General features: G+C 42.4%; 18 protein-coding genes. 9 read left to right on the top strand and 9 right to left on the bottom strand.

All coding sequences use genetic code 11. The features are described 5' to 3' along the window. Positions 1-227 precede the first annotated feature (227 nt). From ispH to KF820_02660, 3 genes are all read left to right on the top strand, one after another. A complete protein-coding gene (gene ispH, locus KF820_02670; GenBank protein ID MBX3457251.1) occupies positions 228-1,169 on the top strand; it encodes a 4-hydroxy-3-methylbut-2-enyl diphosphate reductase in 942 nt (313 codons plus the stop codon). 109 nt (positions 1,170-1,278) lie between these two features. Further along, on the top strand, positions 1,279-3,018 hold the full coding sequence (locus tag KF820_02665; protein MBX3457250.1) for a TolC family outer membrane protein: 1,740 nt from the start codon (positions 1,279-1,281) through the stop codon (positions 3,016-3,018). Positions 3,019-3,037: 19 nt separating this feature from the next. Beyond that, positions 3,038-3,625, top strand: coding sequence for a DUF2497 domain-containing protein (locus tag KF820_02660; GenBank protein ID MBX3457249.1), 588 nt, complete (start codon positions 3,038-3,040; stop codon positions 3,623-3,625). 5 nt (positions 3,626-3,630) lie between these two features. On the opposite strand, the gene KF820_02655 is transcribed toward KF820_02660, so the two are convergent. Beyond that, positions 3,631-4,500, bottom strand: a complete 870-nt coding sequence (locus KF820_02655; protein MBX3457248.1) for a pirin family protein — start codon at positions 4,498-4,500, stop codon at positions 3,631-3,633. A 238-nt stretch (positions 4,501-4,738) separates the two neighbouring features. Here KF820_02655 and KF820_02650 point away from each other — a divergent pair, with 238 nt between their 5' ends. Together KF820_02650 and KF820_02645 are read left to right on the top strand one after the other, a co-directional pair. Next, entirely contained in the window at positions 4,739-6,052 is a 1,314-nt protein-coding gene (locus KF820_02650; GenBank protein MBX3457247.1) for an amino acid carrier protein, read from the top strand. 9 nt (positions 6,053-6,061) lie between these two features. Next, positions 6,062-6,565, top strand: a complete 504-nt coding sequence (locus KF820_02645) for a hypothetical protein (protein MBX3457246.1) — start codon at positions 6,062-6,064, stop codon at positions 6,563-6,565. On the opposite strand, the gene KF820_02640 is transcribed toward KF820_02645, so the two are convergent. Then, positions 6,562-7,770, bottom strand: coding sequence for an acyl-CoA dehydrogenase (locus KF820_02640; GenBank protein MBX3457245.1), 1,209 nt, complete (start codon positions 7,768-7,770; stop codon positions 6,562-6,564). The two genes, KF820_02645 and KF820_02640, sit on opposite strands and share 4 nt — an antisense overlap. Positions 7,771-7,842: 72 nt before the next feature. Here KF820_02640 and KF820_02635 point away from each other — a divergent pair, with 72 nt between their 5' ends. Continuing rightward, positions 7,843-8,151 carry a DUF167 domain-containing protein gene (locus tag KF820_02635; protein ID MBX3457244.1) on the top strand — a complete coding sequence of 103 codons (309 nt, stop codon included), beginning with the start codon at positions 7,843-7,845 and terminating at the stop codon, positions 8,149-8,151. Here KF820_02635 and KF820_02630 read toward each other — a convergent pair. From KF820_02630 to KF820_02610, 5 genes are all read right to left on the bottom strand, one after another. Next, positions 8,131-8,910 (bottom strand): methyltransferase domain-containing protein, encoded by a 780-nt coding sequence (locus KF820_02630; GenBank protein MBX3457243.1) that lies wholly within the window; start codon positions 8,908-8,910, stop codon positions 8,131-8,133. The two genes, KF820_02635 and KF820_02630, sit on opposite strands and share 21 nt — an antisense overlap. An 8-nt stretch (positions 8,911-8,918) precedes the next feature. Continuing rightward, a complete protein-coding gene (locus tag KF820_02625) occupies positions 8,919-11,993 on the bottom strand; it encodes an efflux RND transporter permease subunit (protein ID MBX3457242.1) in 3,075 nt (1,024 codons plus the stop codon). 20 nt (positions 11,994-12,013) lie between these two features. Beyond that, positions 12,014-13,372, bottom strand: coding sequence for an efflux RND transporter periplasmic adaptor subunit (locus KF820_02620; protein MBX3457241.1), 1,359 nt, complete (start codon positions 13,370-13,372; stop codon positions 12,014-12,016). Positions 13,373-13,530: 158 nt separating this feature from the next. Next, positions 13,531-13,737, bottom strand: coding sequence for a hypothetical protein (locus KF820_02615; GenBank protein MBX3457240.1), 207 nt, complete (start codon positions 13,735-13,737; stop codon positions 13,531-13,533). Between the two features lie 48 nt (positions 13,738-13,785). Beyond that, positions 13,786-15,108 (bottom strand): MFS transporter, encoded by a 1,323-nt coding sequence (locus KF820_02610; protein ID MBX3457239.1) that lies wholly within the window; start codon positions 15,106-15,108, stop codon positions 13,786-13,788. A 185-nt stretch (positions 15,109-15,293) separates the two neighbouring features. Here KF820_02610 and KF820_02605 point away from each other — a divergent pair, with 185 nt between their 5' ends. Further along, positions 15,294-16,646 (top strand): trypsin-like peptidase domain-containing protein, encoded by a 1,353-nt coding sequence (locus KF820_02605; protein MBX3457238.1) that lies wholly within the window; start codon positions 15,294-15,296, stop codon positions 16,644-16,646. A 94-nt stretch (positions 16,647-16,740) separates the two neighbouring features. Further along, a complete protein-coding gene (locus tag KF820_02600) occupies positions 16,741-17,313 on the top strand; it encodes a DedA family protein (protein ID MBX3457237.1) in 573 nt (190 codons plus the stop codon). Here KF820_02600 and KF820_02595 read toward each other — a convergent pair. Beyond that, positions 17,300-18,556: an RsmB/NOP family class I SAM-dependent RNA methyltransferase gene (locus tag KF820_02595; protein ID MBX3457236.1), complete on the bottom strand. Its 1,257-nt coding sequence runs from the start codon at positions 18,554-18,556 to the stop codon at positions 17,300-17,302. The two genes, KF820_02600 and KF820_02595, sit on opposite strands and share 14 nt — an antisense overlap. 107 nt (positions 18,557-18,663) lie before the next feature. Between KF820_02595 and trmB the strand changes: the two genes are divergently transcribed. Next, positions 18,664-19,344 carry a tRNA (guanosine(46)-N7)-methyltransferase TrmB gene (gene trmB, locus KF820_02590; GenBank protein MBX3457235.1) on the top strand — a complete coding sequence of 227 codons (681 nt, stop codon included), beginning with the start codon at positions 18,664-18,666 and terminating at the stop codon, positions 19,342-19,344. Positions 19,345-19,360: 16 nt separating this feature from the next. Here the strand turns inward: trmB and KF820_02585 are convergent, their stop codons facing one another. Continuing rightward, positions 19,361-20,584 carry a hypothetical protein gene (locus tag KF820_02585; GenBank protein ID MBX3457234.1) on the bottom strand — a complete coding sequence of 408 codons (1,224 nt, stop codon included), beginning with the start codon at positions 20,582-20,584 and terminating at the stop codon, positions 19,361-19,363. Between the last annotated feature and the right edge of the window lie 264 nt (positions 20,585-20,848).

Genomic DNA, 20,848 nt, shown 5'->3' with positions numbered 1-20,848 from the left:
TGAATCTGAATAAAAATACCTATTACTATGTTTTTAGTAGACTTTTGATGGTTGTTGCAAGTGTTTTCAGGTGAAAGAGATAAAAAATATTATTGGTTTGATTTGGTTTTTTAAAAAACTTATGAGGATGGCTATTTTATCCTGTAGATATTAAGTGAATTATCTTGTCTTATGGGCCTTTATTTATTATTATTTTGTGATGGATGAACAGGTGTTAAAAACTTAAAATGAATAAACCCGCGTTGAAAATTTTACTAGCGTCACCTCGCGGTTTTTGTGCAGGTGTTGATCGTGCGATCTTAATTGTTGAGAAAGCTCTTGAGAAATTCGGAGCCCCTGTCTATGTGCGCCATGAGATTGTTCACAATAAATTTGTGGTTGATTCTTTGCGTCAAAAAGGGGCTGTTTTTGTAAAAGAGCTGGATGAAGTTCCTGAGGGGGCAAAGGTCGTCTTTTCGGCGCACGGTGTTCCAAAGTCTGTGCCGGAATATGCTAAGACAGCTATGCTGGATTATTTGGATGCAACGTGTCCGTTGGTCAGTAAAGTGCATCGTGAAGTTGAGCATCATCATGCGGATGGTCGGACGGTTCTGCTTGTGGGGCATAAAGGACATCCTGAAGTCATCGGAACCATGGGGCAGGTGCCGGAGGGGAGTGTTATTCTCATCGAGACAGAGCAGGATGCAGAAACAATTCATGTGGATGATCCGCACAATTTAGCTTATGCAACGCAGACGACATTGTCGGTGGACGAAGTTAAGGGAATTCTTGCTATTTTACGTCGACGCTTTCCGTCGATTGCAGTGCCACGTAAGGAAGATATTTGTTATGCGACGACAAATCGTCAAGAGGCTGTTAAAGTCATAGCTGCGCAAGTTGATGCGTTGATTGTCATTGGGGCGCCGAATTCATCTAATTCAAACCGTCTTGTCGAGGCTGCTTTGTTGGCCGGATGTTCAAAGGCTCGATTGTTTCAGCGGGCAGCTGATCTTGATTTTGGTTGGCTTGAAGGGGTTTCTCGATTGGGGATTTCTGCGGGTGCATCTGCGCCGGAAATTCTGGTTGATGAAGTAATAGCTTGCTTGAAAAATGGTTTCGACGTTTCAGTTGAGGAAATAAAAGTCAAAGAAGAAAACGTCGTTTTTCATGTCCCGGCAAGGCTACGATAGCTGATTTAAAAGTATTGGCTTTTCTAATTATTAACGCTTTCGCCTTGTTAAAATCTTAAAAAAGTATTAACCTGATAGCTAAGAGGGACTATGAGAGGTCGAGGAAATCTTGGTTGGATTAATATCAATTCTGTTATCGAGTGTTGCATTAGCGGTGACACCGCCTGAACCAAAGATATCAGGATTAGAGAAAAAACAGGAAAGTGCAGTTAAGTCAAGTAACGTTGCATTGACTGTTAATTCGGGCACTGATACGCTGCTTGCAGCAAAGAAAACTGAATCATCGGGACGTAAAGATGATAAAATTGCTGATGATAAGGCAGACGAGTCGGATATGCAATCTTTGCGGGCAAAGACAGAAGCAACGGTTGCCAATACTGATATTCAAGCAGATCTTGCGTCACGATCGAGTTATACTGGTGCAGAAGGTTATTTGACTCAAAAAGCAGATGATATAGCATCCTTGACGAAAAAAATATTTGATACGATGCCACATCTTCCAAAAGATTCGCTGTTCGGTTCCATGTCAGATGCTTATAAGACTAACCCTCAAATTAAGCAACAGGTTGCTGCCGTTCGTGCATCTGTTGAAAAAATTGTGCAGGCTAAGTCCGGCTGGCGTCCTAGCGTTACGGCTACGTTGTCCCAAGGGTTATCTCAGGCCAATAACAAGGGCGATACTATTAATCAACAGGTTCAAAGTAGCAATACAGGCGTTAGTAAATCCCAAAAAGATGCTAACGCATCAGCCAAATTAGAATTGCGTCAAAATTTGTTTGCTGGTGGTCAGACGGTTTATCAGGTGAAAGAATCTGAGGCTGCGTACCAAGCATCAAAAGCAACATTGACAGAGACAGAGCAGAACGTTTTGTTACAGGTATCGACGTCTTACATGCAGCTTATGTCTAAGTATGCGGAAATTGAATTGTTAAAGCGTAACGAAGTCAATCTTTATGAAACGCTTAAGGCAACACAGGATAAATTTGATGTGGGTGAAGAAACACGCACCAGCGTTGCGCAAGCCGAAGCTCAGTTGGCGGATGGTATAGCTCAGCGGATTAACGCAGAGGCAGAGCTGGAACAAATCAAGGCAACATTTGAGAAAACAACATTCCGCAAGGCAGGGCGATTGACTCGACCTGATATTCCGAAAACAATGCCAAAGACTCTTGATGAAGTTATTGAGAAGTCCCGCGTTTTCTCTCCGACACTGTCTAAGGCTATGTATGCTGAAAAATCATCCCGATATGCGGTTGACCGTGCTACGGGTGCGCTGCTTCCCTCCATTGATTTGGTGGGCTCAAGCTCGGCTTCGCGTGATAGGTTCGAAAATAAATATGTTAATTCATCAAATGCGCTAACAGTTAATCCTCGGAATGATCGATCTGTCAATCATTCGGTTCAAGTTCAAATGTCTATCCCGTTATATGAAGGCGGTCGGACGCGTTCCCAACGTCGTGAGGCAAGTGAGGCGGCTGAACAATCGCGGATTCAAATCGAACAAGCGCGCCGTGAGATTGTTGAGAGAGCTGTCGGGGCATGGAATCGGTATAAGTCGGCTGAATCACGGATTATTGAGTATAAAAAACAAGTTCAGGCTAATTTGGTTAGTCTTGATGGTACACAACAAGAATTGTTGGTTGGATCAAAAATCCTTTTGGATGTATTGAATGCTATTAGTCGACTTGTCCAATCTCAGGTTAACTTAGTTCGTGCTGAACAAGATTATTTGTCCGCAGCTTATGAAGTCTTGTTTGTTACAGGACAATTGACAGCAAAATCGCTTGGCCTGCACGTCAGTTTGTACGATCCGGATGTTCACTATCAAGAAACAGCAAATCGGTTTTAGTTAAAGGGGTAGATAGAAAATGGTATTAGGTTGGGGAAGTAAAAAAGTGCAAACACATCATGATGATGACGATATGTCCATGGAAGAAATTTTAGCATCTATTCGCAAGTACGTTTCAGAAGAAACGGCACCAAAGGAGCCAGAGCCGTTCCAAGATACTGTCAAGGTTATGGATTCTCCGTATCGGAGTGAGTCTAGTTTGCGTGCTCAGTCTCGGCATAGTGATGAAACGGTATCTGAGTTATCGCCATCAAATACGTTTGAGGATAGCGCATTGTTTGGAAATACAGGTCACCCAAGCAACATTGAGGAGTTTGCTGTAACGAGAGACGTGTTAAAGACGAAGCCTGTTGTTGAAGAATTGTCAGCCCGAGATCATACTGCTGTGTCAACCACAAATCCGTTTGCAAAGTTGTCCGAGGCGACAAAAAACCGGGAATCAGCAAAAATGATGTCTGCCGAATCAAGAAAAGATGCTTTGACACTTGATCAGCTGATTAGTGATTTGGCGCGACCAATGATTCAAAAATGGTTAGATCAACATATGACAACAATTGTTGAGAAAATGGTTGCCCAAGAAATTGCCAAGATGACAGGTAGTAAGTAAGCTTATTATGGCAAGGGGATGAATTCGTTTTCATCACTAGGGACGGACGGAAACCTTTTGTTTTTCCAGTCTTCTTTGGCTTGCTCTATTTGATCTCGAGATGACGAGACAAAATTCCACCAAATGTATCGAGGGCTGTCCATAGGGGCACCGCCCAAGATCATGAGGTGCGTTGTACGACAAGCTTTTATTGTAATGTCTTCACCGGGAGCCAAAATAAGCATTTGGTTCTGATCATAGATTATCCCGTTTATTTCAATAGTGCCTGCTGCAAGGTAAAGAGCTTGCTCTTCAACAATAGGAGGAAGATTGAATTTTTCTTCTGCGTTCATATGAAGGTCAATGTATAGTGTTTCCCACTGAGTTTGAACGGGAGAGGTTATCCCCTCAAATTGCCCTAAAATTACCGTTCCTCCAATTCCCTTGTCATAAAAAACGGGTAGTTTTTCTTTTGAGGTGTGTTCGAAATTAGGTTCACCATTTTCATAGTTTTTAGGTTGGGCAAGCCAGCTTTGAATGCCAAACAATTTTGATGGTGATTGGCGAATACCTAAGCCTGTGCGTTCAGAATGAACTATTCCTTTTCCTGCCATCATCAGGTTAATATCGCCCGGTGTTATTCTTATGTTATTTCCAAGTGAGTCTTTGTGATCAAGGGTGCCATCAAATAAATATGTTACGGTGGATAGGCCAATATGCGGGTGAGGACGAACATCTAGGCCTTGTCCTGTGACAAACTCTCCCGGTCCCATTTGATCCCAAAAGATAAACGGTCCTACCATTCTGCGGTCTTTAAATGGCAATGCGCGTTTTACTTCAAAACCACCGATGTCATGTGTGCGTGGTAAAATTGTTAGATCAACGAGATTTTTCATGTGTTACAATCCTCAAGATGTATTGAGTTATATAAAAATTATAAACAAGAACCGCTTGTTATTTCGACCCAAAAGATAAAACTTTTTCTTGACTCTTGATTTGTTAAACGCCATTAATAAGAACATGATAGAAAAGTTGAAATTAAAATCTAAACATCTCAAGCGCAGCGCGCGCTAATACTTTTTTATACCCAAAATCCACCTGTATATTAATTCATAACGAGATGTTCTAAATAAAATGAGTATTGTTGACCAATTTTTTAACCTGCTGATGGTTGTTGATGACTTTTTCTGGAGTCATATCGGCTTTTCTATTGTTGTTATCTTAGGTTTATATTTTACAGTTAAATCGAAATTTTTCCAATTCCGCACCCTTTTTAACTTTAAAAAAACTTTTCAAGAATTGTATTGTTCAAAGGGGCATGACGATCAGGGTGTAAATCCTGTTCGTTTATACTTTGCGTCAGTTGGCGGAATGATCGGTCTTGGAAATGTTGTTGGTGTTGTCACGGCTGTTCTGATTGGTGGTCCCGGAGCCATGGTATGGTTATGGATGGCATCTATCTTTGGGATGCTGATTAAGTATGCTGAAATTTATCTGGGTGTTAAGTTCCGTGTTAAAAATGACCGGGGTGGCTATGATGGTGGTCCGATGTACTACCTACAACAAGCATTTTCTTTAAAAGCAATCCCGTTCATTTCCGCGATTTTATTATGTATATATGGCGTTGAGGTTTATCAGTTCGTTATTATCACGGACACATTAACAAATACATTCAGTCTGAATAAGATTGCTGTTATCGCTTCATTAATCCTTTTGGTTGGATATACGGCTCTGGGTGGTGTTAATCGGTTAGCAAAAGTTTGTTCTGTTTTGATGCCGGGTTTTATGATTCTGTATGTTGCCATGTGTCTTTATATTGTTGGCATTAATTTTGATAACTTGGGTCCTGTTTTAAAAACTGTTTTTGAATCTGCTTTTTCCGGTCATGCAGCCTTGGGTGCTTTTGCGGGAAGTACCATGATTTTGGCAGCCCAAAATGGGATTGCACGTGCTGTTTATTCCGGGGATATCGGGATTGGGTATGACTCAACGATTCAATGCGAGACTAAGACAGTTCACCCGGAACGACAAGCACGTCTTGCGATTTTTGCCCTATTAAGTGATAGTATTGTTTGTACCATGAGTATGATCGTTGTCTTGATTACAGGATTGTGGCATCAAACCCCGGCGCTTTTACCCTCGGAATATGTGGCAACGGCTTTGTCGATGTATTTTCCCTACATGAACTATTTTATGGCTGTATTTTTCTTCCTTGCTGGTTTTACCACAATTATTGCTTTCTTTACAGTTGGGATGAAGTGTGCTCGTTTTATCTCTGCTGAATGGGGCGAAAAAGCCTATTTGTTGTATGGGGTTTTTGCGTTTAGCTTTTTCTCGTTCTTTGACCAAAGTAAAGTTATCTTGATCATGAGCCTATCTGGTGGATTATTGATGTTGCTGAACTTGGCTGGGATTGTTAAGCTTAGAAAGCACATCGAATTCAAATAAGGATCTGATATGGGGATTAAAACCCTTTTTAAAATATGGTTCTCCTTATTCTGGAGGACCAATCTCTATATTTTTACGATACAATTATACGTTCTGATGGTTTTGAGTGGGATTATCTTATATTGCCTTTCTCAGGGGTTAATTCCGCAGCTCAGAGAGCTTATTTTTACTGTTTTTGGTTTGTCAGAGGTGCAATCACTCGAGCGGTTATCGATCCCCAGATTATTAATTACAGAAGGTGGCAATTGTCTTATTTATCTTTTTGTTTTATCTGTTGCTATAAAACGCTTGCCTAATATTCCGTTTAAAGGATTTCGTATTGACGAGGATGCTCTTCCTCAAGCCTTTATGTGGTTAGGACCCATAGCGCAAGGTTTTTATCTGCTTAGCTATTTAGGGATATCTATTGCTTTGGGCTATGAAAACCCCTTAGTACAAGGTCTTTTGGGATTCATCTCGTCCGTTGCCTTTATCCCCTGCGCGTTCAGGAATTTGAAGCGAAGCTATTTCTAAAACGCAGCCAATCCTGTTTGGTATCGCCCTAAAATGAGGGCGTGTATGTCATGGGTACCTTCATAAGTATTGACGGTTTCAAGGTTAACCATATGACGGATAACATGGTATTCATCAACAATACCGTTGCCACCGTGCATATCACGTGCCGTCCGGGCGATGTCCAATGATTTGCCGCATGAATTACGTTTGATCATAGAGATTACTTCAGGAATGTCATAACCATCATTTTTTAGACGGCCAGCTTGTAAACAGCTTTGAAGTGCCAAGGTGATTTCTGTTTGCATGTCAGCTAACTTCTTCTGGATCAATTGATTGGATGCCAGGGGACGATCAAATTGTTTGCGTTCCATGGTGTACGTGCGGGCCGCATGCCAGCAGAATTCAGCAGCGCCTAAGGCGCCCCAAGCGATTCCATAACGGGCATTGTTTAAACAACCAAAGGGTCCTTTGATTCCTTCGACATGGGGGAGTAAATTCTCTGTAGGCACAAACACGTTGTCCATAGCAATCTCGCCAGTGACAGAAGCTCGAAGGGACATCTTACCTTCAATCTTTGGTGTTTTTAGTCCATCCATACCGCGCTCCAGAATAAATCCACGAATTTTATCATCATCACATTTTGCCCAGACAACCATAACTTGGGCTAACGGTGAGTTGGTAATCCACATTTTGCTGCCGTGTAAGATATACCCCCCATCCACCTTTTTAGCGCGAGTGCGCATGCCAGCGGGATCCGATCCGGAATCTGGCTCGGTTAGACCAAAACACCCGATATGTTCCCCACTAATAAGTTTTGGCAGATATTTCTGACGCTGTTCTTCAGATCCATACGCATAAATGGGGTAGATAACCAGAGAGGACTGAACACTCATGGCTGATCGATAGGCAGAATCAACCCGTTCAATTTCACGAGCAACAAGCCCATAACTAATATACCCAGCATTGGCACCCCCGTAGCCGTCAATGGTAATACCAAGTAATCCCATCTCGCCCATTTCTTTCATAATGTTTGGGTCAAATTCTTCTTTGCGATTGGCCATCAAGATCCGTGGCATTAATTTTTCTTGGGCATAAGCATGAGCTGTGTCGCGGCTCATCCGTTCTAAATCAGTTAGCTGATTGTCTAGTAAAAGTGGGTCTTGCCAAGGAGTTGAACGCAAAGAGGTTGTTGTTTTCTGTTTGGGTGAGGTTGCTGTAGACATGGGGCAGCTCTCTTAGATAATCTAAATATAGTTTTAGTCTATAGTGTGCTTACGGGGTTCGCAAGAAAATCAATGACATTTTATCGAGTTTTTAACGATCATATTTTGCTGAATATCCGACTGACACCGAGTGCTAAAAAAGCAGGAATAAATGGTGTTTTTGAAATGGATGGTACTTTCTATTTGAAAGTTTCAGTGACGGCTATTCCAGAGGATAACAAGGCTAATAAAGCTTTGATTGCTTTGTTAGCTAAGCAACTTAAAGTACCGAAATCCGGGATTAAGATTGTTCAAGGACAGACAAGTCGTAATAAAATTCTGAGAATAGACGAAGATATTGTTCTGGTTAATTTGTCCCCTTTAATTAAGGATACTCCCTAAGAAGATTTGGCCGCTTCCACGGGGTAGGGCTTTTTGTTGATTGGGGGCAGGCGCCCAGCCTGACAAAAATAGGCAATCCAATTCCACAGAGTTATGATGTTCCTTTTCAAGGATTGAATATAAGTTAGCCATAAAATCTTTACCGCTTAAGCCTTTGTATCCGTTATGAAGTGAATTGCTCAACCCAAGTTTTTGTATGCGTTTTAGGAGCTTAACCCCTGTTGCTTCAGTGATAGTGATTGTTTCGTGGTCCAGAACAGGGATAGCAAATTCTGCACGTTGGAGCAAGGATGCCGCATCATGTAATGAGATCATGGGGGCAACACGTGGACTGCACCCCTGGCGAACGAGAAGTTCTGCTTTTTGGGCAGCGGCTCGAATTTGCCATAGTGAATTCCCGCCTAGAAAACACCCTAAGAATAAGCCGTCCGGTTTAAGCGAATAATTAATTTGTCTAAGGATACCAGGAATATCATTGGCGTGGTGTAAATCCATGTAACTGATTACAAGATCAAAAGTTGCCTCGCCAAAGGGGAGGAAATCAGATATTGCGCAGATATCCTGTGGAATGCGAAAAACAGAAGCTTTAGGAAAATCAAGATTAAGATCGCCAATAATCAAAATTTGTGAAAATTCTCTTAAGACATAAGCGAGGCGATCCTTGATTAAAGCAGCAAGATATTGATGTATAGGATCATCAGGATTTGAATGCCGCAGTCCGCGCTTAAGTTGCAATGACCGATTAAACAGGTGTGTCATCGATGACCTTAAGCCTCAGCAATTGAGATGATTTTACGTTTGTTGGGGGAAATTATTAAATAAACCAAGGGTAGAATGAACAATGTAAAGATTGTACCAAAACTCATCCCTCCGACAATAACAAAGCCGATTTGACGAATGCTTTCTGATCCGGCACCTGTAGCCAAAGCTAAGGGGACAGCACCTAAGACCATGGCGAATGTTGTCATCAAAATTGGGCGTAAACGTAATTCGCAAGCGTGGATTAACGCCTCAACTTTTGATTGGCCGTCGTCACGTAATTTATTCGTAAAGTCCACGATCAAAATGCCATGCTTTGTAATTAAACCAATAAGCGTCACAAGCCCAATTTGACTATAAACATTCAGTGTCCCATCTTGAACTAGGGCAAGAGTTATCAATCCCCCAGCAACAGATAAAGGAACAGATAGCAGGATAATAAACGGATCAACCCAACTTTCAAACTGGGCAGCAAGCACAAGGTAAATAAAGGCAAGTGCAAGGCCGACAATTAATAAGATACTTTGAGATTCATCAATATATTTACGGGTTTCACCAATGAATTCAACACGAACATCTTTGGGTAAATCATTTTTGCGAATTTGGCTGACAAGCCCAATTCCTTCAGTTAGACCGATACCGCGGTTTAGAACAGCAGTCATACTGACGGAACGATTCTTATTATACCTAAAGATTTGTGATGACCCTGTCGCAGAGTTCACATCGATCAATTCTGAAATTGGTACTAGCGTTCCCTTTTTGTCGTTGGCTTTCATAAAGAGATTGGTTATATCGTTGGGTGTTTGACGGGCTTCGTCGATCACTTCAACCATGACGTCATAGAGGCGGTTCTGACGTTTAAATGTCCCTGCTTTTCGGCCTCGGACAAGGGCATCGATTGTATCCGCAATGGCACCGGGGTCAACCCCGAGAGATGATGCCTTATTCCGGCGAATCGTTAGTTTATACTCTTCGGTATCAGGAAGAGGCGTGCTCAGGATGTATTGAACAATATCCGGGTTGGCATACAGATTATCCTTCATAACTTCGGCATACCCTTTTATTTCCTTAATTGTTTTGTTAGCGCCAACAATAAACTGTACCGTATTGTTTGTTTCAGCGGCTCCACCCATGCTTCCGAATTTAACCGAGACACCCGGAACAATTTCCAGCTTTTTACGAATTTCTTCCACAACTTGTTGTGTTGATCGACCACGGCTACGATCAAGCTCAACAACGATATCATATGTTGGGTTTTTAATATTCACAACGCGGCGAACAACTTCTGGGATCTGAGCGAGAATATCATCGATTTGCTTTACATAGCGATCTGTAAATTCGAGGGTTGATGACGGACTGGATTGGCCATCAATATAGATTTTTCCTTGATCTTCGTAGGGAAAGAATTCGCGGGGCAAGGAAAAAAATGCTGCGATACCAAGGGCGCAAAAGATTGCTGTTGTTATGAGGAGGTTTTTAGGTTTATCAATCGCTTTTGCTAGATAGTCTCTGTACAAAACCTCTGATTTATCAAGCCAGATATCTGTGCGGATTTTATTTTTGAATGACGTCCACCAATTGGCTGATTTACTGCCGATCGTGTCTTCATCATGGCCTAAGAGTCTGGAACACATCATTGGGGACAGGGTCAAGGCTGCAAAGCCAGAGAAAATAACGGCGACTGCTAGGGTAATGGCATATTCCGTAAAGGTTTTTCCGACAGTTCCTGTAATCAGGGCAAAAGGTGTGTAAACGGCTGCTAATGTTAGGGTCATGGCGATAACCGCAAAGGTAATTTCACGCATCCCTCTGACTGCGGCAATGAGTGGCTTTTCACCTTGTTCAATCCGACGATAGATGTTTTCTAAAACAACAATTGCATCGTCAACAACTAAACCAATGGCTAAGACCATTGCCATCAATGTTAAGGTGTTGATGGAGAAATTCAACAAGTACATCACAAAGAATGTTGCAATCAACGAGATTGGAATCGTGACAAGCGGGATCACTGACGCACGTGCTGAACGCAAAAACAAAAAGACCACAAGCGTCACGAAAATAAAAGCTTCGAACAGTGTTTGTTGGATCCGATTCAAGGCATCTTCGATAAAGCGTGCTGTATCTGATCCGATGCGCAAGGTCATGTCATCCGGAATGTGTTCTTGAATTTTCGGCATGGCGGCTCTGAGTCGGCGAGCGACATCAACCGGGTTGGCTGTCGACTGTTTAAAGACACTGATGCTAACGCCTAACTTTCCATTGAAATAAGTCTTCGTCTTGGTGTCCATCGTGCTCATTTCAGCCTTACCAATATCTTTGAGCATGATCAATGTACCGTCTTTATTGGCAATTGGTAATTGAGCAAATTCTTCGGGGGTTTCGGATCCGGCGACGGTTGTAACTAGATATTCACGATCCTTGCTGATTAATTTTCCTGCGGGCTTTTCCACGTTCTGCTGACGAATAGCTTGGATAACCTCAGTTACAGTAATGCCATACCCTGACATTTTTACAGGGTCTAGTTTTAGGCGCATTTTATAAAGACCACCACCCACAACTTCAACGTTGGAGACACCGTCAATGGCTTCGAGTTCTTTTTCAATGTCATTTTTGGCAAAATCTTGGAGTTCGCTCGGTTCAGTTTTGTCGCTTGTAAGAGCGATTGTCATGATTGGTCGGTCATCATTCTTTGAACGCGTTAATGTGGGAGCTTCCATTTCATGAGGGAGCTGGTTTTGAATTTTGGCTAAGCGGTCGCGTACATCGTTGACAGCATCATCAATACGACGTGTTGGCATGAACTCGATGGAAATTTTTGATGTTTCAGGTGAGCTTGTCGACTCAAAGTGCTGTATCCCTTCGATCCCTGAAATGGCTTCTTCTATGACACGGGTAACTTGGGCTTCGACAACTTCCGGGGCTGCACCATTTAAATGGGATTCGATTGTAACATAAGGCACATCAACCGCAGGTTTGTGCAACAAGTGAAGACGAGAGTATCCAACAATCCCGAGCAAAATCAAAACCAAGGTCATAACCCAAGAGAAAACGGGTCGTTTAATGCAAACTTCTGATAAACTCATGGTTGGTACCCTTTCCCGGTTTACTTCTCTTCTTTTTTGTTGTCTGTTTTTGTTTTATCTTCAGACGATGTTACTTCTTTTTTATCTTTAGCTCCTGAAGCTTTGGCGCCAGACGATTTCTCATCTTGAGATGTTTCTTTGTCTACAGGTTTTTGGTCTGTTTTTGTTTTATCGTCAGATGTCGTTTTTTGCGCCTCTTTCTTTGCTTTTTCAAGTCCACTCGCAAGGGCTTTTAGCGCATCTTCCGGCTTTGGACCTTGGGTCATGACAGCACGGCCCGGGACGAGTTTGATTTGTCCTGCAGTAACGACGTTCAGGTCTTCTTTGAGGTTCGTCAAAACTTCCACCATACCATTTTCACGTGTTCCTGTTAGAACGTTAATCGGGTGAGCTTTTCCTTCATGAACCACATAGACCATTTCTTTGTTGCCGTCACGGATCAATGCTGATTCGGGGATTAAGAGTGCATCCGGTTTTTCACCAATAATAAGGCTGACATTCGCGTATAATCCTGACCTGAGTCGTCCGTCATCATTAGGAATGGTTGCTCGTAAAGCAATCGAGTGGCTTTGTCCGTCGACACTGGAATCAATGGCTTCAACGGTTGCGACAAATTTTTGATCCGGAAATGCGTCAACTTTGATTTCTGCTAATTGTCCGACGGATATGTCGTGGAGATACTTTTCAGGCACTTTGAAATCAGCATAAATTGGCGTATTATCAACAAGTTTAACGAGATCTTGTGCAGCTTGGACAAATGCTCCCGGATCAATATCAATTAAACCAATTGTGCCTTCAAACGGGGCTTTGATCGTAGCTTTATCAAGGGCAGCTTGCGCTTTATCAACCCGTGCTTTGGCAGCTTCGAATGCAGCTTTAGCTTCATCGTATTTCTTGATACTTTCAATGCGTTTTTCTCTGAGTTGGGTTAACCGTTGATGGTCGGCGTCGCGCAAAGTGAGTTCTGCTCGAGCTGCTTCGAGTTCTGCACGCAAGTCGGCATCTTCGAATTGGATCAGAACAGCATCTTTATCAATATGCTCACCTTCATTGAATTTAATCTCATTAATGCGTCCTGCCATTTCAGAGCGCAGCGTCACTTCGTTGTTGGCTCTTAGCTGGCCAACGGTATCAATACGACGTGTGATTTTGCCCCGTTTTATGCGGGTCATCTCAACAATAACGGGTTGGTTTTGGCGGGCAGATCGAGCTGAATCTTCGCCTAAATAACTACGACAAGCATCCTTGATATAGGGGCTAAAAAGAGGCCCTGTTACTTTTCCGATAACCCATAAACCCAATGCGCCAGCTAAAACACCGCCAATAATGTAGGGGACTTTGTCCTTTGAGACTAGGTCATTAAAATTTATTTTTTTCATTCTATCGCCATTAACAAACCAAAATTACTGTACTTTGATTTTAAACAATTTAGATTTAACAATCTATTAATGTACAGAAAAACAGTTTTCTTGCTGAGTATAAGTGTACTTAATACATACCATATTTAGAGTATATGGCCTATAGGTTTTTTCTCAGTTTAATACCGAACAATGACGTGATCCCGGTGACGATGGTGTTTATGATGTTTATACCAACCCTGATGACGGGGTGGCTCAACATACCGTGGTCCACCATAGACAACAATATCCCGTTGGTCATAGCGTGAAACATAAGGGCGATGTCGTTCCTCGACAACGCAGGCTGAAAGCGCAAAGGCAAGGCCTAAGAGTAAAAAAGTTTTCATGATAGCCCCCTAGTTGTAGTAAAGAGGGTAGGTCATGGTGATTAAGAATCAAGCCACAGATTGTTTTGATTGAGAGGATGCTAGGGATTCTTCTGGTAATAAAATTTTGTTTAATAATAGAATTGTCGGGACTAAAACGCCAAAACACCCTAAAAACAGAAGGGGCCACGCGATGTGATCGGCCAACCACCCAGCAAGAGCGGATGTGCAAACTCGTGATAACGAGCCAAAAGAGTAGAGAAGGGTAAAATGCGATGCTGTGTGTGGTTGCATGCAGAATCCGGAGAGCAAAGCAATAAAAATGGTTGAGGTCATGCCTGAACACAAACTTTCTGCGCCTACGGTAATAATTAAAACGGATGTATCATAGCCCACAAGAGCTTGGATCGTAAACATTAATGTTGACATGGCCTGAAGGGCTACGCACATAACTGCGGATTGATAGATGCCTAACCGTTGGATCATGAGACCACCTAATAGACCACCGATGACCATAAGGCTGATGCCAAAAACCTTTGAGACATTGGCAAATTCAATTTTACTAAAGCCAATATCACATAAGAAAGGCGCGCTCATGGAGTTAAGGATTGTATCGGTAAGCTTAAAGAAGAAAATGAACAACAAAATCGTGCTCAAATTATTTTCTGCGTTAAATTGGCGTATGGGAAGAAGTAAGTACGCGGTGAGACGCTCAGAGAGCTTCCTATAAGATTTTTGGAAGTCTATTTTGACCAAGTTTTTTACTGTTGGTTCCGGGATAGACAATGTGAGTAATATCGTGCAAGCACTAAGACACGCCATGGCATGATAGGCTGTTTTCCAGTCAACTAAGTGGGCGAGATAGAGAGCTCCTGCTCCCGAGATTAACATGCCGAAACGAAACCCAATCGTTTCAAAGGCAGCAGCTGTTCCGCAATTTTTTTGACAGATGGTCTCAATGCGATAAGCATCAATCACGATATCTTGTGTTGCTGAAAAAAAAGAAACGCAGGTAGCAAGACATCCCAGAGCGAATAGACTTTTGCTGGGATCACAAAAACCCATGATGAAAATGCTGAGCGTTAGTAAGATTTGAGAAGACAGTAACCATGAGCGTCGATTGCCAATACGTCTAGTCAGATATGGGATTGCCACATGATCGGTCAACGGAGCCCAGATAAATTTAAAACTATAAGGGAGGCTTACAATCATAAAAAGGCCGATGGCTGTCTTGCTGATGCCTTCCTCAGCTAACCAATAGCTGAGCGTTGATAGCGTCAATAGAAAGGGGAGGCCGCTTACAAAACCGAGAGCAAAGATCCTGAGAACCTTGCGGTCAATGCGGGTGTAAAAATCTTTTAGAGAATGATTTAATGGGGTAGGATTCTTCACATCTAATTCTTAAAAATCAAGGCACTAAGGTCATGCTAATGTTAATTATAATGAAATTATCAGAAAAAAACTAAGAAAAAGTTAAGGAAGATATTCTTTCTCTAATTTAGTAGACTATTAATAAGTACTGTTTACACTGTAATCATTCCAAATTGGAACGACTATATCAAGGAATTGGAGGGGGAATGTTATATTTTATATTAATTATTCTAAGTCTTAATAGTGTTCATGCCGGTGCTCCTGTATCAAAACAGGAGATTAATCTTAGTTTTGCCCCTATTGTTAAGAAGATTGAGCCTGCCATTGTATCCATTTATACTACACAACTTGTAGAACGTCAGATCAATCCCTTGTTTGACGAAGATTTCTTTAACCAATTCTTTTTATATCCGCAGCTGCCGCGGCAAGAGATGGCGAAATCGATGGGATCTGGCGTTATGATTGATGACAAAGGAACAATCGTTACGTGTGCTCACGTTGTTCATAATTCAAAAGAAATTAAAGTGAAGCTATCGGATAATCGAGAGTTTCCAGCAAAAATAAATGTGGTTGATACACAAAATGATATTGCAATTTTGTCTTTGGAAAAAGTTAGTGAGAAAATCCCTTTTGTTTCCTTGGTTAATCAAGATGACTCTGAGTCTGGCGATTTAGTTTTAGCTTTTGGGAATCCGTTTGGAATCGGTCACACCGTAACGAATGGAATTATTTCAGCCAAAACACGTAACGTGGACGGGCGAGTGCTTTTGCAAACAGATGCACCAATTAATCCAGGGAATTCAGGCGGTGCTTTGATTAATATGAAGGGTGAGTTAATTGGCATACCGAATGCAATTTTATCGAAGACCGGGGCTAATCTTGGTATTGGGTTTGCTATTCCTGTTTCGACAATTAAACCGTTATTAGGGTTGTCGGCCAAAGATGGTAAATACATACGACCTTGGATCGGATTTAAAGTTGAGACCCTTGATGCAGATAAAGCGGAATCTTTTGGCCTTAAGGGGGTTAAGGGGATTTTTGTGATGGCAATTCATGATCTGAGCCCTGCAAAGAAAGAAGGGCTGCAACAGGGGGACGTTATCAGTGCTGTTGATGATAATTCTATTGAATCTAAGGATGCTTTTGATCTTAAGATGCTGGAAATGAAACCTGATCAGGAATTAACTTTAACAGTTCATCGCAAAGGCGAAGAAAAGAAAATAAAAACCAAAGCGATTCTTCCTCCTGGTGATAAACAAGAAAAACCAATTAAAATAGCTGGTCGTAATCCTTTGGCCGGATGTGAAATTGCCAACCTTACGCCAGCAATGGCCAGTGAATTAGGGCTGGATTCTATGTTAACGGGCGTTATTATCGTCAAAGGTGCTGCGCGGGCCAATGGTTTCGGTTTATCTTTGTTTCAAGCTGGGGATATCATTGAAGAAACAGACGGAGAAACAGTAAAGTCTGTGGATGATTTTAGGCGACTCGTCAAAGATGGGATGAAATCTATGGTTGTGCGCCGTGGTAACCAACGTTTAACATTTAAGGTTGGATGAGATCTCTTTTTCCTGTCAGTAACGCTTAGATTTTCTTGATTTTTTTTCGTAAAAGCCCCATACCTTAAGTATATGTAAAGAGTGGGGTTTTGCTTTGGAACATTTTATCGAAATCGTTAAAGAATGGGGCTATATAGCTGTCCTTTTGGGCTCTATGGTTGAAGGAGAGAGTGTGATCCTAACCGCCTGTGTTATGGCGTATATGGGATATCTTTCCATTGCTAAGATTGTTGCTATTGCGTTTATGGGGACACTTGTTGCTGATCAAGGTTTGTATTATGTTGGACGGTTGTATGGTCACAAAATTATAAATCGTTTTCCTAAGTTAAAAGCCCCGTCAGAAAAAGCGTTTCAGTTACTTCATAAATGGGATATTTGGTTTATCCTAAGCTTCCGATTTATTTACGGTATTCGGATTGTTAGTCCAATTGTGATTGGTACTGCTGGTGTTCCGCCACGTCGGTTTATCCCGCTTAACTTTATTGCGGCGTTGGTATGGACATCAATCAGTTGTACCGGTGGGTATTTACTGGGTGGCCTGATTGATGCGATTGAATTTGCTGTTGTCGAAAAATATATATTCCTAATATCTGCCGGATTACTAGTGACGTTAGTTACCGGAGGGTATTTTGCTTGGAAAAAGCTGCACCCGTCTAATGGCGAATGAGTGCAGCAGCAAAAAAGCCGTCGGTTCCGTGCTCAAAAGGATTAAGCTCGAGAATTTTATCGTTGTCTAGTTTGAAGTCGGGGTGTTTTTTTAGGAATGCTTCGATCTGTCCACGGTTTTCGGGGGATAAAATAGAGCATGTTGCATAAACCAAGCGCCCGCCTGCTGTAACGAGTTTAGCTGCTTTAGTCAGGATATCTTGTTGTTTAGCGAGCAATTCGCCAAAACCGGTTTCATCCATTCTCCAGCGCAGTTCAGGATTACGACGCCACGTTCCGGATCCCGAACACGGGGCATCGACCAAAACACAGTCGAACTTGCCAGCTTGACGTTTAACCCATTTTGCAGATTCTTCGTCTAAGATGCGGGTTTCAACGTTATGAACGCCAGCACGACGCAGTCGTTGTGGTGCATTTTTAAGACGCCAAGCAACTGTATCCGTTGCAATAATCCGTCCTTTGTTATTCATCATAGCAGCTAGGGCTAGAGTTTTCCCGCCTGCGCCTGCGCAATAATCCCAGACAGCCATGCCGGGCTTTGGATCACATAACTGGGCAATCAGTTGAGACCCTTCATCCTGGATTTCAATGGATCCATCTTTCATCAATGGGTGCTGTGCCAGTGGTGCGCGTTCTGCGAGGCGAATCCCCCAAGGTGAATGGAGTGTGATTGTACATTTTACGCCTGACTTATTGAGTTTATGCAAGACAGTATCCCTGTTATTTTTTAATGTGTTGACGCGCAAGTCAACATTTGCCTCTGTTTGCAGTGACTTTAAAATACCTTGATAGGTCTCGGGATGGGTTTCTTTGAGGATAGCAACAATCCATTCCGGTGCTGATAACTGAGCATTTTCTGCGACCTCAACTTTTTCTGTTGATAATCTTTCAACAAGGCTCAATTCAGCTGCGGTCAAGTGTTTTGGCGCGTACTCTTCGCCTGAGAAAATATCCGATATATTTTTTTCGCTTTTGATCTTGATTAAATAGGCAATGACATGACGACGTGCAGATTGGATGGGGTCGTTGCCTGGGTTACTGAACGTAGTATCTAAAAGTCCTTCGAGATACCAGAACTTTCGCATAACGCCGTACACAATTTCCATGATTTCCCGGCGATCGCCAGAGCCGATGAAACGTCGCTCTCTTATATAGGAATGAGCAATTGCATCCGCAGGGGTTTGACTGGTGTAAATTTCAATGAGTATCTCGATGGCTGTTTGAATGCGTGCTGCGGGTTTCATGTTTATTATCCTTATGTTTTTTGTATGATACTGATTTTTTACTAAAAAATCATCGAATAAATTCAAGAGGTATGATACTTTTCAAAAAAATATAGGATTATAAATTCATGACTAACCAACATAGAAAAGTATGGGGGCGTAAGGTAGCTCGTCCGTTAAAGATAAATCAAAAACGATTACTTGAGGAAGAGTTGCCGCAACTGCAGCTCCATGTTGATTTTGGCAAAACGCTTGATCTGCCTACTGTTATGCCTGGGTATGATAACTACATTCTTGAAATTGGTTTCGGCGGCGGAGAACATCTTGCTTGGCGCGCGCGTCAGTCTGAAGATGTTGGTTTCGTTGGGTGTGAGCCTTTCATTACAGGTGTTGCCGGATTGTTGGGGCATATGGAAGACCATGCCTTGGAAAATGTTCGTGTTGTGATTGATGATGCACGGGTTTTATTGCAATCGTTACCAACTGCGAGTTTGTCTCGAATTTATATTTTATTTCCTGATCCATGGCATAAAAAACGTCACCACAAACGCCGAATTGTCAGTGATTCAACGATTGATGATTTGTCAAGGGTATTGCGTTCAGGTGGCGATTTGATTCTGGCAACGGATATTCAGGATTATGCTGATTGGATGCAGGATGTTTTATCAAAGCGGCCTGAATTTTCCATGGACATGCAAGGTCGTTCTTCTGTTTATGATCGTCTTGATCCATGGCTTATCACGCGGTATGAGCAAAAAGGAATTGATGCCGGTCGTCAGGCTAGTTATTTAGTTTATCGGAAAAAATAGATCTTTCTCAAGCAACCTAAAGTGGCCGTGGATCATCAACTACGCTATAGGCTAGGCGTTCATCCGCAGGGGATAATTCTTCGTCGCCATCAATTACCGTTGCCTTGAGTAGGATTACTAATTCAACAACCTCATCGGTGTCAGAGCGAGCGGACCCGAGTTTGCCTATGCCAGGAATATCGCCAAACCAAGGAAGCTTTGAATCTTCTAACGCTTTGCGAGATTCCATGAGTCCGCCTAACACCGCAATCTTGCCTGACTTTACCCTCAAGACTGAATCAATTTCTCGAACTTCAACCACAGGAATTAACGAGGGTTTAGGGCTCTCTCCTTCACCACCACTGGCTTGATAAGCAATATCAACAGCAGGGTCGGAAACGGATCGATTAAGGCGAGAAATTGTTGGACGCAATGATAAAATAACTTCCTCTGTGTCCTCATCAATCGAGGGCTGAACTGCCATCACAAGTCCAATCGGCACTGTTTGGATATCGCTGGCCACATTGATGGACTCGCGGTTGATATTCAAATTGTATTGTTTGTCATAGCGGAGGCGGAAATAAACTTGATTTTGCGCGACCTTAAGAATGGCACTTTGGTTATTAAGAACAGTTAAGCGAGGGCTGGATAGGGTATTTGTTGCGCCAAATTGTTTTATGGCATTTAAAATGGCAGAGAAATCGCCGGTGTCAATGCCGAGACTTAAGATATCTTGATGAGCGTGCATGGGCGAGGTCAGTTTACCTTCTTGGGCGATTTTGCCAAGAGGGGCTGATGCGCGGAAAACACCACCTGTCAGTTGCCTCCAGTTGATACCGGCCTTAAATTCATCTTTAAGAGCAACTTCAATGACTTTGGCTTCAATCAGGACTTGGGTTGTTGTTGATTGTTTGAGTTTATTCAGGTAGCTATCCACGGCTTTGTGGTGTTTAGATGTGCCGCGAACTGTAATGATGCCGCCTTGGCGATGCAGAGTAAATGTTCCTGTTTCCCCTAAAATGACCTCGAGATTGCTTTTTAGTTCCGACCAAAAATCATTTTCAACTTTGGCTGTGACGTTGCTGTTAGATCCGTTGTCTAAGGGCGCATTCAACTCAGTTCCGCTGGCAAAAACATCTGTGGCAATGGATGTATGGTTATCTGTTGACCGAGCTAAGTTCAGGTGTTGTACGTTATAGTTGTGGGGGTAGGGTGTATCTTTCTCAATCTTAATGGCATTGCCTTTGATCGTGTAACGCAAGTCAGCTAGGTCACATAAATCTTCTACGACATTGATAAAAGGACGTCTTTGAGCAGAAAAAACGACAGGTTGATCTAGATTTGGGGCAAGTTGAATATCAATGTTGTTGGATTGGGCGAGGGTCAGGAGAGCTGAACTTAGGGAGAGGTGTTCACCAATCGAGATCGATACAGGCTGTTTAAGAGAGGCTGGTATCGCGGGGTGAATCCCTTTCTTTTTACGAATTTTTGGCTTTGATGGTTTGATAGTGATGGGCTCGGATTT

It is taken from the genome of Candidatus Paracaedibacteraceae bacterium (assembly GCA_019636055.1).
GTDB lineage: Bacteria > Pseudomonadota > Alphaproteobacteria > Paracaedibacterales > Paracaedibacteraceae > Paracaedibacter.
The sequence above is the reverse complement of the archived record's forward strand: the minus strand, read 5'-3'. Positions and strand labels throughout refer to the sequence as shown.

Excerpts from the sequence above, each read along its gene's own strand:
- ispH (MBX3457251.1), top strand. The coding sequence starts at position 228 with ATGAATAAACCCGCGTTGAAAATTTTACTAGCGTCACCTCGCGGTTTT.
- KF820_02650 (MBX3457247.1), top strand. The coding sequence starts at position 4,739 with ATGAGTATTGTTGACCAATTTTTTAACCTGCTGATGGTTGTTGATGAC.
- KF820_02625 (MBX3457242.1), bottom strand. The coding sequence starts at position 11,993 with ATGAGTTTATCAGAAGTTTGCATTAAACGACCCGTTTTCTCTTGGGTT.
- KF820_02655 (MBX3457248.1), bottom strand. The coding sequence starts at position 4,500 with ATGAAAAATCTCGTTGATCTAACAATTTTACCACGCACACATGACATC.
- trmB (MBX3457235.1), top strand. The coding sequence starts at position 18,664 with ATGACTAACCAACATAGAAAAGTATGGGGGCGTAAGGTAGCTCGTCCG.
- KF820_02630 (MBX3457243.1), bottom strand. The coding sequence starts at position 8,910 with ATGACACACCTGTTTAATCGGTCATTGCAACTTAAGCGCGGACTGCGG.
- KF820_02640 (MBX3457245.1), bottom strand. The coding sequence starts at position 7,770 with ATGTCTACAGCAACCTCACCCAAACAGAAAACAACAACCTCTTTGCGT.
- KF820_02615 (MBX3457240.1), bottom strand. The coding sequence starts at position 13,737 with ATGAAAACTTTTTTACTCTTAGGCCTTGCCTTTGCGCTTTCAGCCTGC.
- KF820_02620 (MBX3457241.1), bottom strand. The coding sequence starts at position 13,372 with ATGAAAAAAATAAATTTTAATGACCTAGTCTCAAAGGACAAAGTCCCC.
- KF820_02645 (MBX3457246.1), top strand. The coding sequence starts at position 6,062 with ATGGGGATTAAAACCCTTTTTAAAATATGGTTCTCCTTATTCTGGAGG.
- KF820_02660 (MBX3457249.1), top strand. The coding sequence starts at position 3,038 with ATGGTATTAGGTTGGGGAAGTAAAAAAGTGCAAACACATCATGATGAT.
- KF820_02635 (MBX3457244.1), top strand. The coding sequence starts at position 7,843 with ATGACATTTTATCGAGTTTTTAACGATCATATTTTGCTGAATATCCGA.
- KF820_02595 (MBX3457236.1), bottom strand. The coding sequence starts at position 18,556 with ATGAAACCCGCAGCACGCATTCAAACAGCCATCGAGATACTCATTGAA.
- KF820_02605 (MBX3457238.1), top strand. The coding sequence starts at position 15,294 with ATGTTATATTTTATATTAATTATTCTAAGTCTTAATAGTGTTCATGCC.